Annotated in this window: 22 protein-coding genes and 1 pseudogene; 4 read left to right on the top strand and 19 right to left on the bottom strand. The window is 68.9% G+C overall.

Annotation, left to right across the window (positions count from 1 at the left end):
* Window positions 1–7 precede the first annotated feature (7 nt).
* From ACFQBT_RS01500 to ACFQBT_RS01490, 3 genes and pseudogenes are all read right to left on the bottom strand, one after another.
* A pseudogene (locus ACFQBT_RS01500) lies at window positions 8–1,264 on the bottom strand (DUF6177 family protein); the annotation flags it as partial.
* A gap of 122 nt (window positions 1,265–1,386) precedes the next feature.
* Entirely contained in the window at window positions 1,387–2,823 is a 1,437-nt protein-coding gene (locus ACFQBT_RS01495) for a cryptochrome/photolyase family protein (RefSeq protein WP_377820065.1), read from the bottom strand.
* Window positions 2,820–3,776 (bottom strand): cation diffusion facilitator family transporter, encoded by a 957-nt coding sequence (locus ACFQBT_RS01490; protein ID WP_377820064.1) that lies wholly within the window; start codon window positions 3,774–3,776, stop codon window positions 2,820–2,822. The genes ACFQBT_RS01495 and ACFQBT_RS01490 overlap by 4 nt, the downstream gene beginning before the upstream one ends.
* A gap of 52 nt (window positions 3,777–3,828) precedes the next feature.
* Between ACFQBT_RS01490 and ACFQBT_RS01485 the strand changes: the two genes are divergently transcribed.
* The gene (locus tag ACFQBT_RS01485; protein WP_377820063.1) at window positions 3,829–4,308 is read left to right on the top strand and encodes a 2'-5' RNA ligase family protein; all 480 of its coding nucleotides are present in this window, start codon (window positions 3,829–3,831) and stop codon (window positions 4,306–4,308) included.
* Here ACFQBT_RS01485 and ACFQBT_RS01480 read toward each other — a convergent pair.
* The 14 genes from ACFQBT_RS01480 to ACFQBT_RS01415 form a co-directional block, all read right to left on the bottom strand.
* The gene (locus ACFQBT_RS01480; protein ID WP_377820062.1) at window positions 4,305–4,787 is read right to left on the bottom strand and encodes a pyridoxamine 5'-phosphate oxidase family protein; all 483 of its coding nucleotides are present in this window, start codon (window positions 4,785–4,787) and stop codon (window positions 4,305–4,307) included. The genes ACFQBT_RS01485 and ACFQBT_RS01480 overlap by 4 nt on opposite strands.
* A gap of 2 nt (window positions 4,788–4,789) precedes the next feature.
* Window positions 4,790–5,059: a hypothetical protein gene (locus ACFQBT_RS01475; RefSeq protein WP_377820060.1), complete on the bottom strand. Its 270-nt coding sequence runs from the start codon at window positions 5,057–5,059 to the stop codon at window positions 4,790–4,792.
* 21 nt (window positions 5,060–5,080) lie between these two features.
* The gene (locus ACFQBT_RS01470) at window positions 5,081–5,464 is read right to left on the bottom strand and encodes an SRPBCC family protein (RefSeq protein WP_377820059.1); all 384 of its coding nucleotides are present in this window, start codon (window positions 5,462–5,464) and stop codon (window positions 5,081–5,083) included.
* On the bottom strand, window positions 5,464–6,525 hold the full coding sequence (locus ACFQBT_RS01465; RefSeq protein ID WP_377820058.1) for an LLM class flavin-dependent oxidoreductase: 1,062 nt from the start codon (window positions 6,523–6,525) through the stop codon (window positions 5,464–5,466). The genes ACFQBT_RS01470 and ACFQBT_RS01465 overlap by 1 nt, the downstream gene beginning before the upstream one ends.
* Window positions 6,526–6,532: 7 nt before the next feature.
* Complete coding sequence (locus tag ACFQBT_RS01460; RefSeq protein ID WP_377820057.1) at window positions 6,533–6,994, bottom strand: glycosyltransferase family 2 protein; 462 nt, start codon at window positions 6,992–6,994, stop codon at window positions 6,533–6,535.
* Between the two features lie 415 nt (window positions 6,995–7,409).
* Window positions 7,410–8,384, bottom strand: a complete 975-nt coding sequence (locus tag ACFQBT_RS01455) for a glycosyltransferase (protein WP_377820056.1) — start codon at window positions 8,382–8,384, stop codon at window positions 7,410–7,412.
* The gene (locus ACFQBT_RS01450; protein WP_377820055.1) at window positions 8,381–8,521 is read right to left on the bottom strand and encodes a hypothetical protein; all 141 of its coding nucleotides are present in this window, start codon (window positions 8,519–8,521) and stop codon (window positions 8,381–8,383) included. Before ACFQBT_RS01450 ends, ACFQBT_RS01455 begins: the two co-directional genes overlap by 4 nt.
* Window positions 8,518–9,603, bottom strand: coding sequence for a glycosyltransferase family 2 protein (locus ACFQBT_RS01445; RefSeq protein ID WP_377820054.1), 1,086 nt, complete (start codon window positions 9,601–9,603; stop codon window positions 8,518–8,520). Before ACFQBT_RS01445 ends, ACFQBT_RS01450 begins: the two co-directional genes overlap by 4 nt.
* On the bottom strand, window positions 9,600–10,583 hold the full coding sequence (locus ACFQBT_RS01440) for a glycosyltransferase (RefSeq protein ID WP_377820053.1): 984 nt from the start codon (window positions 10,581–10,583) through the stop codon (window positions 9,600–9,602). Before ACFQBT_RS01440 ends, ACFQBT_RS01445 begins: the two co-directional genes overlap by 4 nt.
* Window positions 10,580–11,338 carry a WcbI family polysaccharide biosynthesis putative acetyltransferase gene (locus ACFQBT_RS01435; protein ID WP_377825303.1) on the bottom strand — a complete coding sequence of 253 codons (759 nt, stop codon included), beginning with the start codon at window positions 11,336–11,338 and terminating at the stop codon, window positions 10,580–10,582. Before ACFQBT_RS01435 ends, ACFQBT_RS01440 begins: the two co-directional genes overlap by 4 nt.
* The gene (locus tag ACFQBT_RS01430) at window positions 11,223–12,608 is read right to left on the bottom strand and encodes a glycosyltransferase (RefSeq protein ID WP_377820052.1); all 1,386 of its coding nucleotides are present in this window, start codon (window positions 12,606–12,608) and stop codon (window positions 11,223–11,225) included. The genes ACFQBT_RS01435 and ACFQBT_RS01430 overlap by 116 nt, the downstream gene beginning before the upstream one ends.
* A complete protein-coding gene (locus tag ACFQBT_RS01425; protein ID WP_377820051.1) occupies window positions 12,574–13,662 on the bottom strand; it encodes a glycosyltransferase family 4 protein in 1,089 nt (362 codons plus the stop codon). The genes ACFQBT_RS01430 and ACFQBT_RS01425 overlap by 35 nt, the downstream gene beginning before the upstream one ends.
* Before the next feature lie 50 nt (window positions 13,663–13,712).
* Entirely contained in the window at window positions 13,713–14,621 is a 909-nt protein-coding gene (locus tag ACFQBT_RS01420) for an FkbM family methyltransferase (RefSeq protein WP_377820050.1), read from the bottom strand.
* The gene (locus ACFQBT_RS01415) at window positions 14,618–15,640 is read right to left on the bottom strand and encodes a DUF2332 family protein (protein WP_377820049.1); all 1,023 of its coding nucleotides are present in this window, start codon (window positions 15,638–15,640) and stop codon (window positions 14,618–14,620) included. Before ACFQBT_RS01415 ends, ACFQBT_RS01420 begins: the two co-directional genes overlap by 4 nt.
* A gap of 30 nt (window positions 15,641–15,670) precedes the next feature.
* Between ACFQBT_RS01415 and ACFQBT_RS01410 the strand changes: the two genes are divergently transcribed.
* The 3 genes from ACFQBT_RS01410 to ACFQBT_RS01400 are packed head-to-tail and all read left to right on the top strand — an operon-like array spanning window position 15,671 to window position 17,330.
* Entirely contained in the window at window positions 15,671–16,846 is a 1,176-nt protein-coding gene (locus ACFQBT_RS01410; RefSeq protein WP_377820048.1) for an acyl-CoA dehydrogenase family protein, read from the top strand.
* 20 nt (window positions 16,847–16,866) lie between these two features.
* Window positions 16,867–17,001, top strand: coding sequence for a hypothetical protein (locus tag ACFQBT_RS01405; protein ID WP_377820047.1), 135 nt, complete (start codon window positions 16,867–16,869; stop codon window positions 16,999–17,001).
* Complete coding sequence (locus tag ACFQBT_RS01400) at window positions 16,998–17,330, top strand: hypothetical protein (protein WP_377820046.1); 333 nt, start codon at window positions 16,998–17,000, stop codon at window positions 17,328–17,330. Before ACFQBT_RS01405 ends, ACFQBT_RS01400 begins: the two co-directional genes overlap by 4 nt.
* 4 nt (window positions 17,331–17,334) lie before the next feature.
* On the opposite strand, the gene ACFQBT_RS01395 is transcribed toward ACFQBT_RS01400, so the two are convergent.
* Both ACFQBT_RS01395 and ACFQBT_RS01390 read right to left on the bottom strand, forming a co-directional pair.
* Entirely contained in the window at window positions 17,335–18,393 is a 1,059-nt protein-coding gene (locus ACFQBT_RS01395) for an aspartate-semialdehyde dehydrogenase (protein WP_377820045.1), read from the bottom strand.
* Complete coding sequence (locus ACFQBT_RS01390; RefSeq protein WP_377820044.1) at window positions 18,390–19,658, bottom strand: aspartate kinase; 1,269 nt, start codon at window positions 19,656–19,658, stop codon at window positions 18,390–18,392. Before ACFQBT_RS01390 ends, ACFQBT_RS01395 begins: the two co-directional genes overlap by 4 nt.
* Window positions 19,659–19,714 lie beyond the last annotated feature (56 nt).

Here is a 19,714-nt window from a genome sequence, read left to right as displayed (position 1 = left end):
CCGGCGATCAACTGGCGAACCCCCGGCCTTCCAGGTGATCGTCGGGGCCGCGGAAGGCGACCTGGACGGTGCGTGGCCCTTCCCCGGTCCGCACCAACAACGCTCGGCCGACGGGCAGCTTCTGCGGTCGCACGGTGCCCAGTAGTTGACCTTCTGCGCGGTCGCCGGAGAACTTCAGACCCACCGCGCCGGAGTCGCGCACGGCGGCGAATACCGGCTCGAAGACACCGCGGGAGGCGCCGCTGGTGCGGCGGGTCAGGACCACATGCAGATTGACCTCGGCCGCCATCGTCACGAACGGCACCACCGGCTGCAGCGGTGAGCCGGACCCCGCCGTGAGGATCTCGTAGTCGTCGACCGCACGTTCGGCCAGGACATGGGCGTCGTGACGGGCCAGTAGGGCCATCACATGCGCGCGGCGAGCGAGCAATTCCTGGGCCGCCTCGGTCGACAGGTTTTCCGGAGTCGGGAACCTGATGACCCACCCCTGATCGACCGGCACCGCAAACTCTTCCGCGACAGCACCAACCTCGGAGCCGCTCAGAGATGGGAAGCGAGCCGCCGCGACAGCGATGAGGCCGGGCAGCAGCGGACCGGAGGCATACGAGGGTGCGACGAGATCAGAGCTGCCCAACCGATAGCCGAGCAGGGCCAGCTGGGCACCCGCCGCCAGGAATGCCCTTCCGAGGTCGGTCAATTGCTGCTCGTCGTACGGCGCGCCGGGGGCTCTCAGCAACAGCTCGTTGCGCTCGACCAGGCCCACCGGTTGCGGCACAAGCGAACACACCCCCTCGAAGCCGGCGCCACGCACGATCACCTGCGTCTGGCGCGGGGACTGGCTGCGCGCAAGCTCACGTAGGACGGATGGGTCCCAGCTTGCCTCGACCGGTTCCAGCAGACCGACCGCCGCCACCGGGCCACGCGAGAGAGCCGCGACGCAACGCTCCAGCAACCCACCCACGTCGGCCTCCTGGTAGGCCAGGGTTGTATCGACATCCAATGACAGGTTCCATTCCGCGTCGCGGGCCTGCGCGATCACAGGCACTGGATCACCGCCGGGCACATCCACGAACGCCGATCCATCCCATCGCACCGCGACATTGCGCCACGCCTCACTCGTACGCTGCTCGTCGTCGATGACCCAGCGCACCGTGCCGGCCCGGGTCAGCCGCTCCACCGCCGGACTCAGGACCACGGACGGCGGGGTCAACAGCACCAGTGTCTTCCCCTGATCCGTCGCCCACAGCAGCACATGCGTCAACCACGGCCCGAGCGCGGCGTCACGACACGATCAAGAGTCATAACGGGTGCAACCTGTCGGTGTCGGGTCCTCGGTTGACTCTAGGGATGCTAGGCGAATCAGCCCGGGTGGCCGCGACCGGCACGCTACGTCGCCCGGGCACGCGCCTGCTTGAGGACGAGGGCCAGCCGGTGGTTGCCAGCCAGCTTGTCGTCGTTGTCCGCAAGGAACTGCCAGTACCGGCGGGTGAACTCGGACTCCTTGGCCGCCGCAGCCGAGTCGAACCAGTGCCCCATCTTCTGCAGATAGTTGCCGCCAGCGATGTAGGGCTTGGTCGCCAGCATGCCGCCATCGGCGTACTGGCTCATGCCCATCACGTTCGGCACCATGACCCACTCGTAGGCGTCGACGTACATGCTCATGAACCACTCGTAAACCTCACGCGGCTGGTAGCCGGAGATCAGGAACCAGTTGCCGAAGACCATCAGCCGCTCGATGTGATGGGAATAGCCGTACTCGTGGACCCGATCGAGGCACACTCGCACGGGCGCCGGAAGCTCCTGCGGCACAGAGTTATTGGTGTACCACCACTCCTCCAGTGTGCGGCGGAACCCGAAAAAGTTGGCGTCGAAGGCGTCAGCACGACACCAGTAGAGCCCGTACATGAACTCGCGCCACCCGATGATCTGCCGCACGAAGCCCTCAACGCTGCTCAGCGGCGCGTCACCGCGGCGGTATGCCTCGACCGCCGCCTCGATGCACTCCTCCGGTAACAACAACCCGAGGTTGATCAGCGGTGACAGCACCGAGTGGAAGAGGAACGGCGCGTCCGCGGCCATCGCGTCCTCGTAGCGACCGAAGAGTTCCAGTCGTTCGTCGACGAACGCGTCCAGCCAGCGCACCGCCTGCTCGCGCGTCGTCGGCAACCAGAAGTTGTCCGACCGCCCTGGGTGATCGGCGAAGTGCTCGTCCACCAGCGCCGCGACGTCGTTCACGTGGCGGGTACGCCGAGTGGTCGGCAGTGCGGGAATCTTAAGTCGTCGCCTGGGCAGCGGGTGCCTGTTCTCCTGGTCGTAGTTCCAGCGGCCCCCTTCCGGCGATCCGCCGTCCATCAGCACATCGAGCCGGCGACGCTGCCAGCGGTAGAAGTTCTCCATCAGCGGAGCCGACTTCTCGCCCAGCCATCCGTCGAATTGTTCTGGCGTGGTGAGGAATTGCCGGTTCGCGAGAGTGACGGGCTCACATCCGTGCTGCGCCGCGATCTCCTCCAGGGCGGCGTTGGGCCCACGGTCACTGGTCTGCATCCAGATCAGCCGGGTCGCGTCGTACGTGTCGAGCTGTTCACCCAACTCGGTGCGGAACACGCTGCCCGGCCGGTACTCGACGTACGCCACCTCACGACGCGACGCGGCGGCGTAGTGACGCATCGAGGCGAGCACGAGCATCAGTTTGTGCCGGTGAAAGCGGTGCTGCCGGCAGATGTCGTCGGCCTCGATCATCACGATCCGGGCGTCGGGGTACTTGCGCAGCGCGGGGTGATCGGGCACCAGCTGGTTGCCCAGGATGAGGATGACGTCGGTCATGGTGTGGGCAGCAGGGTCGTGGGGTCGTCCGGACGGCTCAGCGTGAGCACCGCCCGCTCGACCATGGGATTCTGCTCCAACTCATCGGCCACCATGGCCAGCTTGGTCGCGACGTCGTGCTCCGCCTGGTCTCCGACCAGATCCACCGCCCCGACCAGGTAGATCCGCGACGCCCCGACCCACTCCATCCGCAGGAAACTGACCCGTTCGACGAACCGGTGCTCGTTCAGCGCGACCAATGCGGCATTCCGCACGATCGTCGGAACCCCTTCCCCTGTCAGGAAATCCATGTTCCGGCCGATCAGGAAGACGGCGACGCAGCCCAGCAGGACGCCGACGGCGATCGATCCGATCGCATCCCAGGCCGGGTTGCCCGTTATCTCGTGCAGGGCAATGCCGATCGCGGCCAGCACGATGCCGATCAGCGCCGACGCGTCCTCGGCGAAGACGGCGCGCAGGATCGGGTTGGACGTCTGCGCGATGTAGCGCAACGGATGCAGCCGGCTGCGCCGGGCGCCCTGCTTGGTCTGTCGGACCGCCTGCAGGAACGAGGTCCCTTCCAGCACCGCCGATATCGCCAGGACGACGTACGCCCACAGATAGTTCGTGTCACCCTCGTCCGGGTTGCGCAGCGCAGAGATGCCGTGCCAGATCGACACCGCCGAGCCGACGGTGAAAAGGCCGAATGCGGCGAACATGGACCAGACGTAGCCCACCCGGCCATAGCCCAGTTGATGCTCGTCGTCCGGCGGCCGCGAGGACTTGCGTTCGCCGATGAGCAGGAAGATCTCGTTGCCGGTGTCGGCCCAGGAGTGCGCCGCCTCGGCCAGCATCGACGCCGACCCCGTGATCGCCGCCACGACCGACTTGGCTACTGCGATCAGCAGATTCGCCGTGAACGCAACGATGACGGTGAACAGGCTGTCGCCTCCGGGTTGGCTGTCGTCGGACACCCTTCGAATGTAGCCGGGCGGGATCCGCCCTTAGGGCGCCTACCGTGGTGGGATGCAGTCGCTGGACTTCGTGCTCGACGAGGCCGGCGACACCGCCGTGAGGCGCCTGTGGCGGCAACTGCAGGACGTCGGCCTGCCGTCCCGCGGCGACCACCGCGGGGCCTCGAACCGGCCACACATCACGCTGTGCGCGGCGCCCGAGCTGTCCGCCCCCTGTCTGACGTACGCCGAGTGCCTGGCTCGCGAACTGCCCTTGCGTCTGCCCGTTGCCGGTGTGCGTACCTTCGACCGCAGCAACCTCGTATACCTTGCGGTGGACGTGCCGCCGATCTGGCACGAGAGGGTGCAGCGTCTTCGCGACTTGGCGGACCAGCACCGGCTGTCCTGGACGCCCCACGTCACGGTGTCCGGCCGGTTGACCGACGATCAGGTGACGGTCGCGCGGGAGGTGGTGGTCGGCGTACCCGACGTCCTCATCGTCACCGGTGTGACGCAGTGGGACCCCACCACCGCCCGCGTGCGAGCGCTCTAGAGATCGACCGTGTCGTTGTCACCGACGTCCGGGCGCTTGCCGGTGACGCGGGACTTGACCAGGTCGATCATCAGCGCGGCCTTGTTCTCCACGCTCCAGTACTCCGCGCCGTCGACCTCCACGGTCAGCACCTGCACCTGGGGATCCTCGGGGCCGACCTCGAACCACGCTGCCACAGAGTCGTTCCACAGCTCCTTGGCCTTCTCGGGGTTCGAGCCAACTCGCCCGGTTCCGCTGAGTGACACGAACGCGCTGCTGCCGCGATAGGACACGTTGACCGGTGCCGCTGACTGCAGGTCAGAGACGGTCCCCGCTTCAGCGGTCACGATGAAGTAGAGCGTGCCGTCGAACTGCGCTTCCTGGGTGGTCATCGGACGCGCGGTCAGCGCTCCGGTGCCTTCGTTGCGAGTGGTCACCATGGCGACCTTCTCGTCCTTGATCAGGTCGTGAATGGTCTTCAGGTCGTCGTCGCGCGCCATGGCTACACCGACTCCGCCGACGTGGGCCACGCCTCTTGGACCTGCGGCGTTCCTGCCGTCTCGTCCTGTTTGAGCGCAGCAATCTCATCGAGCAGACGATCGCGCTCACTGTCGGGCAGGCTCACCCCCGCTTCGCGAAGGCCCTCCGAGAGTTTGTCCTCGATCTTCTCGTCGGTCGCGCTGTAGTCCCAGGAAGTGACCGTGTCGACCACCTTCTGAGCTGCTTCTACGGCGGCGCTCATCTCCGCCTCGGACGTGCTGTCAGTTGTCATGACCTCGACACTAGGAAGCGCTCAGGCCCGTGTGAGCCTCCCTAAGGCCACAGCTGCGATCGGTAGATACGGCAGTACCACGACGGCCGGGCCGTCTGCGATCAACGAAGCGATGGTCCGCCCGCCCTCGGCCCTCAGCGCATGGGTCATCTCGACCTTCACCCCGAGTAGGGATACTCGCCAAACCCATTCTCGGACAGCGGTATCGACCTCCAGCACCTCGAAGGGCACCGCAAGTCCGAACGGACCCACCACCGCGCCGCGCAGACCGGGAGCCAGCTGGCGCCGGTCGGACCGGACCTTGCGGATCTGCGGGGACCAGTCCGACCAGGCATCCAGGTCGGCGTACCGCTGCCACGCCGTCTCGACAGAGGCGTCGCCGCGGCCGCCGACCTGCCCGCGCATCAGGCGGTGACGGCCGCGATGGGCTCGCCGGTGACCGGACCCTCGGTGTTGGACTCCCAGCCCAGCGCCGGCGCGACGTGCTTGGCGAAGCTGTCCAGCACGTGCAGGTTGTAGTCGACGCCCAACTGGTTGGGGATGGTCAGCATCAGCGTGTCCGCGGCCATCACGGCCTCGTCCTGCTTCAGCTGCTCGATCAGCACATCCGGCTCGGCCGCGTAGGTCTTGCCGAAGGTGGAGCGGAACCCGTCGATCACGCCGATCTGGTCGTCGTCGTTCGCCTGGCCGAAGTAGGCGGCGTCCTGGGCGTTGACGATCGGAAACACGCTGCGCGACACCGAGACTCGCGGCGCCCCGGTGTGTCCGGCCTCGGCGTACGCCGCGCGGAACCGGTCGATCTGCTCCTTCTGCAACGCGGCGAACGACTCACCGTTGGCTTCGGTCAGCAGCGTGGAGGACATCAGGTTCAGGCCAAGCTTGCCCACCCACTCGGCGGTTTCGCGGGTGCCGGAACCCCACCAGATGCGGTCGATGAGACCCGGCGCGTGCGGCTGCACCGGCAGGCGGGTGCCCTGCGGTGCCCGCTGCGGGTCGGCGTCCACCATGCCCGCTCCCTGGATCGCAGCCAGGAAGATCTCGAACTTCTCGCGCGCGATGTCGCCGCCGCGCGGATCCTTCGCGCCGGTGTAACCGAACGCCTCGTAACCGCGCACGGCGGTTTCCGGTGAGCCACGGGAGATACCGATGGCGATGCGCTGGTCGCTCAACAGATCGAGAGCGCCCAGCTCCTCGGCCAGGTAGAGCGGGTTCTCGTAGCGCATGTCGATGACGCCGGTGCCCACCTCGATGCGGGAGGTGCGCGCCGCGATGGCGGACAGCACCGGGATCGGGGCCGCCGCTTGACGCTCGAAGTGGTGGACCCGGAAGTAGGCGCCGTTGACGCCGATCGAGTCCGCTCCGACGCCGAGTTCCACGGCCTGCTTCAACGCAGCCGCGGCATCCCGGGTCTGTGAGCCGGGGAACCGGCCGTAGTGGCCGAAACTGAGGAATCCGAAAGCCTTCATAGAAAGTTCAACTACTTTCCGGGGTCATCTGTTCCGCGGCCACCCGCCAGCGTCCGCCGGGTCCATCCTGCTGCGCCAGACCCTGTGCGCGGAACCCCTCGAGCCAGCCCTCCATCGGCCACCAGCCCCAGCGCTGCGCGAAGAGATTGGCGTTGCGCACGATGTCGGCCAGGTGCCCGACCGGCGGCGACTGCGTCTCGTGCCATTGGTGCAGCGCCGTGGCGCCGCCGGTCCAGACCAAGCGGCCGCCGACCCGACCGAGGCGTTGGCCGAAGTCGGTGTCCTCCCCGCCGTATCCGACATACGCCTCATCGAAACCGCCGACCGCTGCCCAGTCAGATTGCCCCAGCGCGAAGTTGAGCGACCAGAACGTGGTGAAGTCACTTTCTGCCTGCACCGCCCCGTCGGCGAGCACCGGACGGCCGCGATCGGGCACCGCCATCGCCGACAGCACCGGCGGGTCGGCCACGGGGTAGTCCGCGCCCCCGCCAGTTGCGGCAGACGTGCCGTGGCTCCGCACCACACCGCCGGCACCGACCCGGCCCCGCGCCGGTCGCGGACCGCCTGGGCGTACCGCCCGACCAGTCCGGGCGTCGGCAGGCAGTCGACATCGAGGAAGACCAGCACGTCAGCGCCGGCCCCGAGCGCCAGCTCAGCGGCCCGGTTGCGCGCCGCCGCCAGCGGCAGGCCGGCCGGATCGGCTGGCAGGTCTTCCAGCAGCACGGGTGGGCCGTAGCCTTCGCTGTCGGCCAGGGCACGGCGTACGCCGGGGTCCCCCATCGCCACCACCACGTGCAGATCCGCAGGGCGTTCGCTGGTCAGCAGCGCCCGGCGCTGGTTGCGCAGGTGATCGTGGCGGCCGTGCACGATGGTCACGACGGCGATCACGCTGCGACCCGCCGCAACACCTGGGCCGCTCCGGCGGCGCCGCTGCCCAGCCACCGCGGCCACCTCTGGCCTCCCAGCGCGACAGCCGCTGCCAGCAGCTGCGGCCATTCTTGCTGCGCCGGCCACCGGCCGGCTCCCACGGCGACGCCGAGACGCTGCAGCGCGGCCACCGTCGCCAGCTGCTCACCGTGCGGTCGTTCGTCGGCGACCACCACCGCCGGCGCTCCGGCCACCGCCAGATCAGCGACCGCGCCCTGGCCGGCGTGCGACACCACCACCTCGGCCCGCTGCAACTCCTGCCACAGCTGCTCCGGGGGCAGATCGAGAGCCAACCGCCAGTCCCGCTCCGGTGTCGCCGACATGAGCGAATCTCGTTGCGCAAGCGCAAATTCCGCTCCACCCGAACCCCACACGATCAGACCGCGCCCGGGCTCACGACGCCCAAGGTCAGGCGTGCGCCCGGCGAACCGGGAGATACCTCCGACGTACGTCGTGCGCATGCCCCTCACGACTGAGTCCGGGTGCGCGTGCGCCGGCCAGGGAGCGATGATTGCGCTGGCGAGGTCGAAACCCAGGCGGTGCGCCCGGTCGTTGCGATCGCCGGGCATGGCCGTGACGACCACCGGCACCCCGAGCAATCTCACCAGAGCCGCCACTTCGACCGATACGTCGACCAGGACCGCCCGGGGCGCGGCGGTCTCGACCCAGTGGGCGATCAGCCGTTGCCGCTCCCGGAACCCGGCACGCAGCGGCGCGAAGTGCAGCACCCCGCCGGCGGTGGCTTGGGCTTCTGCATCGCCGGTGTGATCGACGGCCGGGTTGTCCGGCGGCAACTGGAGCCAGTCACCCGGCCAGTCCTCCGGCCTCGGCAGCGTGCTCAAACCGGTGACCGGGCAGTGCAGTTCGCCGGCGATCTGCACGGCGCGGGCCAGGTGGCCACCGCCGACGTGATGCACGTAGCAGCCGATCATGACGTGCGCCCACGACTGGCTTCGGCGATGACCCGGGCATCCACCGCCGCGGTTGCGTCCACCGGCAGGCAGACCACCCGGGCCGGCGCCGTTCCCGTCGCCGACAGCGCGAGGTCACGGGCGTGCAGTGCCGTCACCGCGGCGGCGCCTTCCCGGGGCGCACCCATGGCCACCGCGTCCAACCAGGGGACCAGCAAACGCACCGGGTCGTGGATATGCACCCGGAACCGACAACGCGCGACGACCTCGGGGGCGGATCCCCGGCGTGCACCCGCGGGTCCGCGCCGAGAGCTCGCAGCGACGCCTCGTCGGCGCTGCCGCCGAACCACACCCCCGCGTCGTCGCTACCGAGCCAACTGGGCACCGCGACCAGCACCTGCCCGAGGGTCCAGTCACCCACGTCTGCCTCGATCACGACATCGGGGATAGCGTGCACCAGACCACGGCCGCGGATCGCCGGATGGGTCAGGCGGGTCGCCAGATGGGCGGTCTCATAGTTCTTCAGGGCGACCAGGTCGTCCGGGCGGCCTGCCGCATCGGGACCGTCGTGCCAGGCGATGGCCTCGGGCAGATGACACAGGTCGGCACCGGCGAGCCAACACCGCTGGGCCAGCTCCCAGTCCTCGCCGCCATAGGCGACGAAGCTCTCGTCGAATCCCCCGAGGCGGCAAAGGAATTCGCGTTCAGCACCCATCACTGCACTGATGACGAACCGGAACGAAAGGTCGTCGGCGCCCTTCAGGTCGCCGGTGTCGCGGTATCCCTGCTCCAGCCATTCCGGGTCGGGCAACCGCATCGGTTCGGGGCCGTCGCCTGACAACCAGGTCCGCACCCTGTCCGGCGACCACTGCGTCAGGTCGACGTGTCGCCTCGACCCGACCAGCACCCTGCGGTCACCGGCGGCGTCCGCCATCCGCTGTAGGTAGTCCGGCGCGGGCACCAGGTCTGCATCCAAGAAGCAGACCAACTCGCCGGTCGCCGCGCCCAACCCCAGATTACGGGCAGCCGCGGCCCGGAACCCGCGACGCGGTTGGCGCACGATCCGCCCGGTGAGCTCGCCCCAGTCGATCCGAGGTGGCCGCGGTGATCCGTCGTCGGCGACGATCACCTCGAACCGGTCGGTTCCGAGGGTCTGTAGCCGTAAACCCTCGAGCAATCGCTCGAGTCGCTCTGCCGCGGCATAGTAGGGCACTACGACACTGACCGACGGGTGGCTCACGCCAGGGCCTCCAACCGGGCCGCGACCTGTGCGCTGCTGGGGCCGATCGCGATCTCGCCCAGCCGGGTCCGGTCGGGCTGCGCCAGAGCCTGCCGCACCGCCCCGGTCAACCGATCGACGTCGGCGACCACCTGCAGGGCACCGGGAAGGCGCTCAACGAGCTCCCGGACGTACGGCGAGTCCAGGACGATCGGACGACGGCCGGCGGCCAGCCACGTGTTGATCGATCCCGAGGCGGAGATGTGCTGATGCGGCGCGATCGGCACATCGACGGCCTCGATTGCGGCGGCCATGGCCGCGTCGTCCAGCCACCCCGTCACCGTGAGCGCAACACCTCTGTCCCGGGCCCGGTCCTGCAACGCCGGGACGAGGTCTTCGTGCCCGGCGGCGGCGGTGCCCAGATTGACCACCTGGGCCGGTAACCCCGCAACGGCATCGATGACCTGTTCGAGCCCCTTGCCCGGGTAGAGGTACCCGAGCACCCCGACGGTCGGCCAGCCCGGCTCCCAGCCCGAGGGCGGAGTTGCCGGCGAGCACCCGGCGTACGGCGATGGATCGACGGGCAGGGGGATGATCGCGGGACGTACGCCGGGAGCCACGTCACCGAGCAACCTCGCCTCGTGGTGGCTGCTGACCACCACAACGTCCGCGGCGCCGGCAACGCGGGCGTAACCCGCCCGGCGGCGCTGCCACGCGGAACCGTCGCTGGCCTGCGGCAGGTCGTGCAGGACGACGACACTGCGTCCGGCCGTCGCGACCAGGTGCTCCAGTGCGGCGGCCGCCGTCAACGCATCGGTGCCGAAGAGGCGGTCGGTGAACTGCACGATGATCCGGCGGCCGGCCACCGAGCGCGGCTCGGGCGGCCGCCGGCTGGTGCGCAGTTCAGCGGTGCCGGCCCGTGCGATGAGGTGACCGTGGCGGACGACACCGTGCCGGCGTGGGCCGACCAGCAGGTGCACCGCAGCTCGATCGCCGGTCATGCTGCCCGCTGGCCCAGCCACCCGGCGGCGGCGCGGATCGCGAGCGCGAGCGCCTCCGGTTGGGTCCGCAGCCATTCCCGGTGCGTGCGGTCGACGGCCTGCTGGCTGACCGGCGCACCGTCCACCACCCAGTCCGGCCGCGGCGCACCACTCAGGCCGAGAGCTTCCAGCGTCGCGGCCTCCAACGGCGCGAAGACCGATCGCAGCAGCTCGCGACCCGGATCGGCCACCTGCGGTGCTGCGCCGAGACGCTCCAGGATCCGCTCCGCGACGCCGATCAGCACGGGGTTTCCCGGGTGGTTGATGGTGTTGGTCCCCCGCGCACCAGCCTCGACGAAGAGGTCGTCGGCGGGGACGGTGCCCGACAGCTTCTGCCGACGGATGAGTTCCTCGCGGGTGCGGGCCGCGACCTGGCGCACGCCCTCAGCCGTCAGTTGCGGCGCCGGCAGGTCGGCCGCGGCGGCGATCGTCCGCACGTCGTAGTAGGGCACCAGCGGCGGGTCCGGCACCGTGGCCGAACGGGCCAGCAGGTGGTAGGGGTGCAGTGCGGCCCATCGCAGAACGGGGAACATCACCAGCGGCGAGCCCGCCGGCAGCAGCCCGAAGACCTGCGCGGTACCGAGGGGCAAGCCGCGATAGTCATCGGCAACGGGCTGGGCGATGAGGGCCGTTGCCGCGCGGTAGGTCCGCTGCACATACGGAAGGTCGTCGGCGGTCAGTTCGTGCACCGGGGGCAGCCGCACCGTTCCCGGCAGCTGCGGGTCCAGCAGGATCCGGATGGCTTCGGCCTGGCAGTTGCCGTGGACGACGACGAACCGCTGCGGCAGCGGCTCCAGGCCGTAGAAGGTGCCGTAGTGCACCTCCCGGGCGCTCGGGCCCTCCCGGTGCGTCACGCCTGCACCGCGCTGCCCATGAGCTGGCGGTACAGCGCCCGGTGGGCGTGCTGGCTGCCCCGGTCGGTGCGTGCGCGATGCGTCGCCCAGCGCGCGGCCTGCACGGGACTACGCCCGGCTGCCGCCTCGGCCACTGCCGCGCGGAGCGCGGCGTCCAGGGATGCGGGATCGGGGCCTCACCGGCCCAGCGGAAGGTGTGCGTGCCGGACTGTTCCGCCAGGTAGCCGACGTCGCCCGCCACCGGGACCACTCCGAGATCCCGGCACTCCTCCAGCCATCCGGAGTGGCTGCCCCACCGGTGCGGCAGCACCGACACCTGCAGTCCCCGCAGGTAGTCCCACAGCTCGCGGTCGGTGAACCGCTCGTGCCACCTGACCTGGACGCCGTCCATCGCCGCGGCCCGGTCCAGCGCGGCCACGGTCGCCGCGTCGTACCGGGCGAAACCAGGATCCCGGATCTCCCGGTGCGCGTTGATGACCAGCTCGACGTCCCGGCGCCCGGCCCTCAACCGAGCGACAGCCTCGGCGACCGCGGGCACACACTCACGGGCAACGTTGGCGCGCAGGCTCTTGAGGTGGATGCCCACCCGGATCTGCTTCGGCGCACTGCGGGCACTGTGGCTGATCTCGCGCAGCGAGACCATCCGCGGATGTGACACCACGATCGGGTCACGGCCGTATTCGCGTCGGATCTGGCGCGCGGCGCCCGCGGTGAGGGTGATGACATCGTCGGCGGCCGCGACGAGAGTCGCCAGCTGCCGGCGATAGAGGCTCTGATCCCTGACGTGCGGCAATTGCAGGTCGTGCACCGTCACCACCAGCGGGATCTGCAGGTCTCGCAGCGTCCGCGCCCACTCCGCCAGCTGTGCCGGAGACCGGCCCTCGAAGCCGAAGTGCAGATGCACCAGGTCGATCTCCTGACGATGCTCCCGCACCCAGGTGGGCTCCAGTGCAGGCGAGGGCGCCCACCGCAGGGCGTCGGCACTGTCCGCCGGGAGATCACGGACGAACTCGACGTGGCCCGCGTCGTCACCGATGGCGAACCGGACATAACGGTGCTCGCCCGGGATGACGAGAACCCGCGGCCCAGCGACACCTTCACGCAGAGTCCTGGCGTGCTCCAGCAGCGGCAAAATCGTTCCCTCCCAACACCATTCGGCGATATGTGCGCAGGTAGGACTTCGTCATCTGTTGCACCGAGAAATGGCGTTCTGCGCGACGGCGAACCCGGCTGCGTGACAAGGCGTGAACGGCGTCGACCGCCGCTGCCGCCGCTTCGAGGTCACCGGCGGGGACCGTCACGCCGCTCTCGCCGTCGACGATCTCAGGCAATCCGCCCCGCGCAAAGGCCACGACCGGAGTACCGCACGCCATGGCTTCGGCAGCCACGAGCCCGAACGGCTCGTCCCAGGCCGGAGTGACCAGAGCCGCGGCGCACTGTCCCACCAGCTCGGCGAGAGCGTCCTCGGCCAGGTGGCCGGCGTACCGGATCGGACCGCCGAGCAGCGGCTGCACGCGCTCGGCGAAGTACCGCCGGTCACTGATCGGCCCGGCCAGATGCAGCACCCGGCCGGCGCGCCGGGCGATCTCGATAGCCAGGTGTGGCGCCTTCTCCGGCACCATCCGCCCGGACCACACGAGGTCATCCCCACCGGGCCCCGGGCGCCACACGGCGGTGTCGACGCCGTTGTGGACGACCTCCGCATCGACGACGTGATTCCACGCGCTAGCGGTGAATTCACTGACGGCACAAGTGTATTGACCCTGCGGTGGGGCAAGCTGAAGCGCCGACTCCATCCAGGCGATGGGTGGGGTGTGCAAGGTGGTGAGAACGGGTACGTCGAGCAGACCGCTCAAGGCGATCGGCAGGTAGTGCAGGCTGTGGTTGTGCACGACGTCGAACGGGTCGTCGCGCTGCAACCGCAGCATCAACTCCAAGTACGCATGGTGGACCTCGAGATGGTCGCCGCTGCCCAACGACTCCACCGAACGCGACGGAGGCCAGGGCGCAACCGGGTTGATCACCCGCACCGCGGGACCGCAGTCGCTACCCGGTGCCGCGAATACCGTGACATCGTGACCGTCCGCCGCCAGCCGGTCCGCCAAGTGCCACGTGGCGCTCTCCAAGCCGCCGGCAAACGGGGCACCTATCGCGAACCTCGTATGGCCGACGAGCAGTATCCGCACGCACACCTCCCACCTGTCGACAGCGAGCCGACCCTCGGCCCTCTGGCAAGTTACCGAGGGGAGGGCGTGGTGAGGGATCGATAGGCCATGAGCGCATCCTTTGGCATATCACCCGCACGGGTGAGTTGGTCCAGGCATCGCAGGGCCAGACCCACCGCCCGGTACGAGCTATGGGCAATGAGGGCAAGGGATTTCAGCTGACCAGGAGTCCACTGGGCCATCGATGTGAGATCCCTGACATAGAGCACGTCCGCCTCGACCAACTGACGTGCATCGGACTCCCAGGGATCGGCCCATTGCGTCGGTGCGAGCGGCCAGGTGCGCACGCTCACGAACGCCGCCGGTCGCAGCCCCAGATCACGCAGCTTCCGGTCGACATCGCCGAACGTCGGCGCCCCCTCGTAGAGCCGGTGGAATCCGACCTCCGTCTGCACCGCAACGCAGTCCCGCAGTTGCTCCTCGCCGCCGTCCAGGATCGCCAGTTCGCCGCCCTGCACGTCCATCTTCAGCAGGTCCACACCGTCGATCTCCGTGATGTCGTCCAGGCGCACGGTCGGCACCTGCTCCCGCTGGACCACCTGCGCCAGCTTCGGGAAGTCGGTCAGCAACTCCAACTGGGCAGCGTCGGGTTCGAACAAGCTGCTGAAGCCGTCGGAAGCGCAGATCCGCAGTTCGTGCGGTGCTCCGTCGCCGACGGCATACGGCAGATAGGTCTCGTGCGGTCCGGCCAACTGCCGCAGCCGCGCGAGTGCGTCGTGCTGCGGCTCGAAGCCCACGACGCGGCCCAGACCCGTGCTCAGCAAGGTGGCGTACTGCGGCTGGTCGTCGATCGGATTGGCGCCAACGTCCACGATGCGCACCGGCATCGGATCGTCCAGCAGTGCTGCGAGCGCCCGCAGGCTGCCCGGGTCACTGGCCGTGCGCTGCTCCTCCAGCGCCGGCCTGGGTCGGTGGGTCACGCGACACCTTCCTCCGAGCCGCGCAATGCCATCCACCCGCCCACGATCCAATCCGCACCCCACAGCGATCCGACGACCTGCCCGTCGAGGTACTCCCGCAACAGGGTGACCCGTGCCTGACCGTCGAGCCGACCGACCTTCGGATCCGATGAAACCCGCGCCAGGTACGGCGCGTGGTCGTCCACCAGCCAGATCGTGCGGCCCGCCCGGGCCCGGATGGTCGCTTCCAGCACCGGCAACTGCACCTGCAGGTCCGAGCCGAGGACGACCGGAACCGCATCGCCCAGCGCTTGCGCTCGCTGCGCGACGGCGACCGCATCGCCCTGTCCTACGACGACTTCCAGTGACAACGCTCGTTCGATGGCCTCGTGGATCCGGTCCCAGCGTTGCGCGTCGTCGGGCGGACAGTGCGCAATCAACCAGTCGCGCAGCCGGGGATCGGCCAGCCGCTGGGGCGCCGGGTCGAAGCACCTGCGGCGCACCACACGGTGCGGTGCGAGCAGCGAACCGCCGGCGGGCTGCCCCACCAGGTCCGTGACCACCTCGACCCCCGCCCGAGCGTGCACGTTCAGCAGGTCCAGCTGCATCGGTGCGCGCTCGGCGTACGCCGCGAGCACGTTGAGCATCCGCCAGCCCGGCTCCGGGTCGTTGGCTTCCCGTGGCAGCAGCCGGGTGTCCAGCAGCAGCGTGCGGTGGTCACGCACGAACTCCACGAAGAGCTGCTGGGCCCGCGCGTCCGGCCCTAGCCGGCCGCCTGCGGAGGCGTAGTAGTGCGCCAGTTCGTCCCGGCCGCGCCGTTGGAGCAGCGTGTAGTGGACGGCCCGGAACAACGAGTCCACGTCAGCAGGACTCACCACCGGCCACCCGCGGGCGGCGAGGGACTCGAAGGCTTCGCGTTCGGCGTACGAGCCCTGGGCGATCGCGCGGCACAGGGCACCGTAGAGCGCGCTGGTCGGATAGTCCGGCGCCGCCGCGGCAAATGCCCGCAGCGTCGCGGACGCGTCGTACCAGCCGGTCATTCACCCAGCCTACGGTGGCAGGATGTGAGCGTGATCTCATCGAACCAAGCCCTGTCCGATCTGCTGGGCGTCGACGATCAGTTGACCGAGTCCGAGCGTGACCTGATCGCTCTGGTACGCCGATTCGCCGACGACCGCCTGCGACCGCACCTGGCGCAGTGGTTCGAGGAGGGGACCGTCCCGGCCCGGGATCTGGCCAAGGAGCTGGGCGCACTGGGGCTGCTGGGGATGCACCTGGAGGGGTACGGCTGCGCCGGCTCGACCGCCACCGAATACGGTCTGGCCTGCCTGGAGATGGAGGCGGCGGACTCCGGTCTGCGCAGCCTGGTGTCGGTGCAGGGATCCTTGGCGATGAAGGCAATTCACGCGTTCGGCAGCGAGGAACAGAAGCAGGAGTGGTTGCCCCGGATGGCGGCGGGTGAGGCGTTGGGCTGCTTCGGACTGACCGAGCCCGACTTCGGCTCCGACCCCGGCGGGATGCGCACCCGGGCCACCCGGGATGGTGACGACTGGATCCTGAACGGGTCGAAGATGTGGATCACCAACGGCTCAGTGGCCGACGTCGCAGTGGTGTGGGCGCAGACCGACGACAAGATCCGCGGCTTCGTCGTGCCGACAGACACCAAGGGTTTCGAAGCCCACGCGATCAAGCACAAGATGTCGCTGCGGGCCTCGGTGACCTCGGAGTTGTCGTTCAGCGACCTGCGGCTGCCGGCGGATGCGGTCCTGCCGGACGTGAAGGGTTTGCGCGGCCCGCTGACCTGCCTGTCCGAGGCGCGCTTCGGGATCGTCTTCGGCTCGATCGGTGCGGCGCGCGACTGCATCGAGACGGCGATCGACTATGCCCAGACCCGGATCGTCTTCGACAAGTCGCTGGCGAGTTACCAGCTGACCCAAGCGAAACTGGCTGACATGGCGGTCGAGTTGCAGAAGGGCATCCTGCTCGCGCTGCACCTGGGCCGCACCAAGGACAACGGTGGTGTCAGCAACGAGCAGGTCAGTGTCGGCAAGCTCAACAACACTCGCGAGGCCATCCAGATCGCCCGCACCTGCCGCACCATCCTGGCCGCTAACGGCATCACGCTGGATTATCCGGTGATCCGGCACGAGAACAACCTGGAGTCGGTGCTGACCTACGAGGGCACTCCTGAGGTGCACCAGTTGATCATCGGGCAGGCGTTGACCGGAGCGAACGCGTTCCGCTGATCCGCCCGTAGGGTTGGGGCATGTTCAAGGTCCTGCTCTTCCTGCACCTGCTGACGGCTATCTTCGCGATCGGTCCGCTGGTCCACGCGGTGACCACCGCGTCCCGGGGCTGCGCCGTTCCGACCCGGAAGCGATCGCGGCGTCCTCACGCATGACCAAGATCTACGCCGGAGCCTCGATCCTCACGGTGATCTTCGGGTTCGGCCTGATGTCCTCGACGTCGCCCTACACCGGCAAGAAGGTCGCATCCTTCGGCGAGACCTGGATCTGGCTGTCCCTGGGTTTGTGGGTGGTCGCCGCCGCGATCGCGATTGCCGTCGTCGTGCCCGCACTGGACCGGGCCGGCGACGGCTTCGCGCTCACCGACCGCGACGCGGACCAGCCCGCCTCGTCGGCGGTGGCCCGCGTCGCCGCGAGCGGCGGCGTCGTCGGGATCCTGATGGCCGTGGTGGTCGCCCTCATGGTGTGGCAACCGGGCCACTGAGCGATCAGCCGCGTGCCGCCAAGATGTGCTCGGCGATCTGCACGGTGTTCAGTGCGGCCCCCTTGCGCAGGTTGTCGTTGCTGACGAAGAGCACCAGCCCCTTGCCGTCCGCGACCGCCTGGTCCTGACGGATCCGTCCGACGTACGACGGGTCGGAGCCAGCCGCCTGCAACGGCGTCGGGACGTCCACGACTTCGACACCCGCTGCAGCAGAGAGGATCTCGGTCGCACGTTCCGGAGTGATGGGCTCTGAGAACTCCGCGTGGATCGACAACGAGTGGCCACTGAAAACCGGCACCCGCACACAGGTCCCCGACACCAGCAGGTCCGGCAGGCCGAGGATCTTGCGGGACTCGTTGCGCAGCTTCTGCTCCTCGTCGGTCTCCCCGGAGCCATCATCGACAATCGACCCGGCAAGGGCCAGCACGTTGAAGGCGATCGGCGCGACGTACTTCTTGGCCGGTCCGAGGTCGACGGCGTGCCCGTCGTACGTCAATCCTTCGAGGTTGCCCTCCACCCCCTGACGGACCTGACCGGCCAGCTCCTCCACGCCGGCGAGCCCGGAGCCGGACACGGCCTGGTAGCTGGAGACGAACAGGCGCACCAGCCCGGCCTCCTCGGCCAACGGCTTGAGCACCGGCATCGCGGCCATCGTGGTGCAGTTCGGGTTGGCGATGATGCCCTTGGGCGGGTTCGCGATCTGGTCGGCATTGACCTCGGTGACCACCAGCGGCACCTCGGGGTCCTTACGCCACGCCGACGAGTTGTCGATGACGGTCACTCCGGCGGCGGCGAAGCGGGGCGCCTGAGCCAGCGACGTCGAGCCGCCGGCGGAGAAGATCGCGATATCCAGACCGCTCGGGTCAGCGGTTGCAGCGTCCTCCACGACCAAGCGGTGGGTGCCGAACTCGATCTCCCGGCCGGCCGATCGCGCCGAGGCGAACAGCCGCAGCGACGCCAGCGGGAAGTCGCGATCCTGCAGCAACTGCAGGACGACGCCGCCCACCTGGCCGGTCGCGCCGACAACTCCGACGTGCAGACCGTTCTCGTCTCCCAGGCTCATCGCCCGCTCCCTCCGTAGACGACGGCCTCTCCGTCAGCGGAGTCCAACCCGAAGGCGGAATGCACTGCGCGGACGGCGTCGTCGAGTTGGTCGTCACGCGTCACGACGGACACGCGGATCTCCGAGGAGGAGATCATTTCGATATTGATGCCGGCGTCAGCGAGCGCCTGGAAGAGCGTCGCGGAGACACCGGGGTGACTGCGCATCCCCGATCCGATCAGCGACAGCTTGCCGACCTGGTCGTCGAATTGCAGTGTGTCGAAACCGATTTCGGCGCGGTGCGCCTGCAGGGCCTGCACCGCGAGCTGGCCGTCGGTCTTGGGCAACGTGAACGAGATGTCGGTGCGGTTGGTGTCCAGCGCGGACACGTTCTGCACGATCATGTCGACGTTGATCTGCTCCTGGGCGATGATCTGGAAGACCTGGGCGGCCTTGCCCGGCTCGTCCTTCAGACCGACCATGGTGATCTTGGCTTCGCTGCGGTCGTGGGCCACGCCCGCGATGATCGGGTCCTCCACGGACACTTCTCCTTCGTTGTCGATGACCCAGGTGCCTTCGTGGTGACTGAACGAACTGCGCACGTGGATCGGCACGCCGAACCGGCGGGCGTACTCCACGCAGCGCAGCATCAGCACCTTGGCTCCCGAGGCCGCCATCTCCTGCATCTCCTCGTTGGTGATGCGGTCGATCTTGTGGGCGGTGGGCACGATGCGCGGGTCGGCGGTGAAGATGCCGTCGACGTCGGTGTAGATCTCGCAGACGTCGGCCTTCAGCGCCGCAGCCAGCGCGACCGCGGTGGTGTCGGAGCCGCCCCGACCCAGCGTGGTGATCTCCTTGGTGTTCTGGCTGACGCCCTGGAAGCCGGCGACGATGACGATGTCGCCGGCGTCGAGCGCCTCGACGATCCGGCCCGGTGTGACGTCGATGATGCGCGCCTTGCCGTGCACGTCCTCGGTGATGACACCGGCCTGCGACCCGGTGAAGGACCGTGCCCGATCGCCCAGGTTGGCGATGGCCATGGCCACCAGCGCCATCGAGATGCGCTCCCCGGCGGTCAGCAGCATGTCGAGTTCGCGCTCCGGCGGGGCCGGGGAGACGGCGTCGGCGAGATCGAGCAGGTCGTCGGTGGTGTCACCCATGGCCGAGACCACGACGCACACCTGGTTGCCCGCCTTGCGGGTGTCGACGATGCGCCGCGCGACACGCTTGATGCTGTCGGCGTCGGACAGGGATGAGCCGCCGTACTTCTGGACAACAAGGCTCACGAGTTGAGGACACTTTCGGATCAGGACACGCACGGACACCCCGTGCACCGAAGATT

It is taken from the genome of Branchiibius cervicis (assembly GCF_042661605.1).
GTDB classification, from domain to species: domain Bacteria; phylum Actinomycetota; class Actinomycetes; order Actinomycetales; family Dermatophilaceae; genus Branchiibius; species Branchiibius cervicis.
This window is presented reverse-complemented; position numbering and strand designations above follow the sequence as displayed.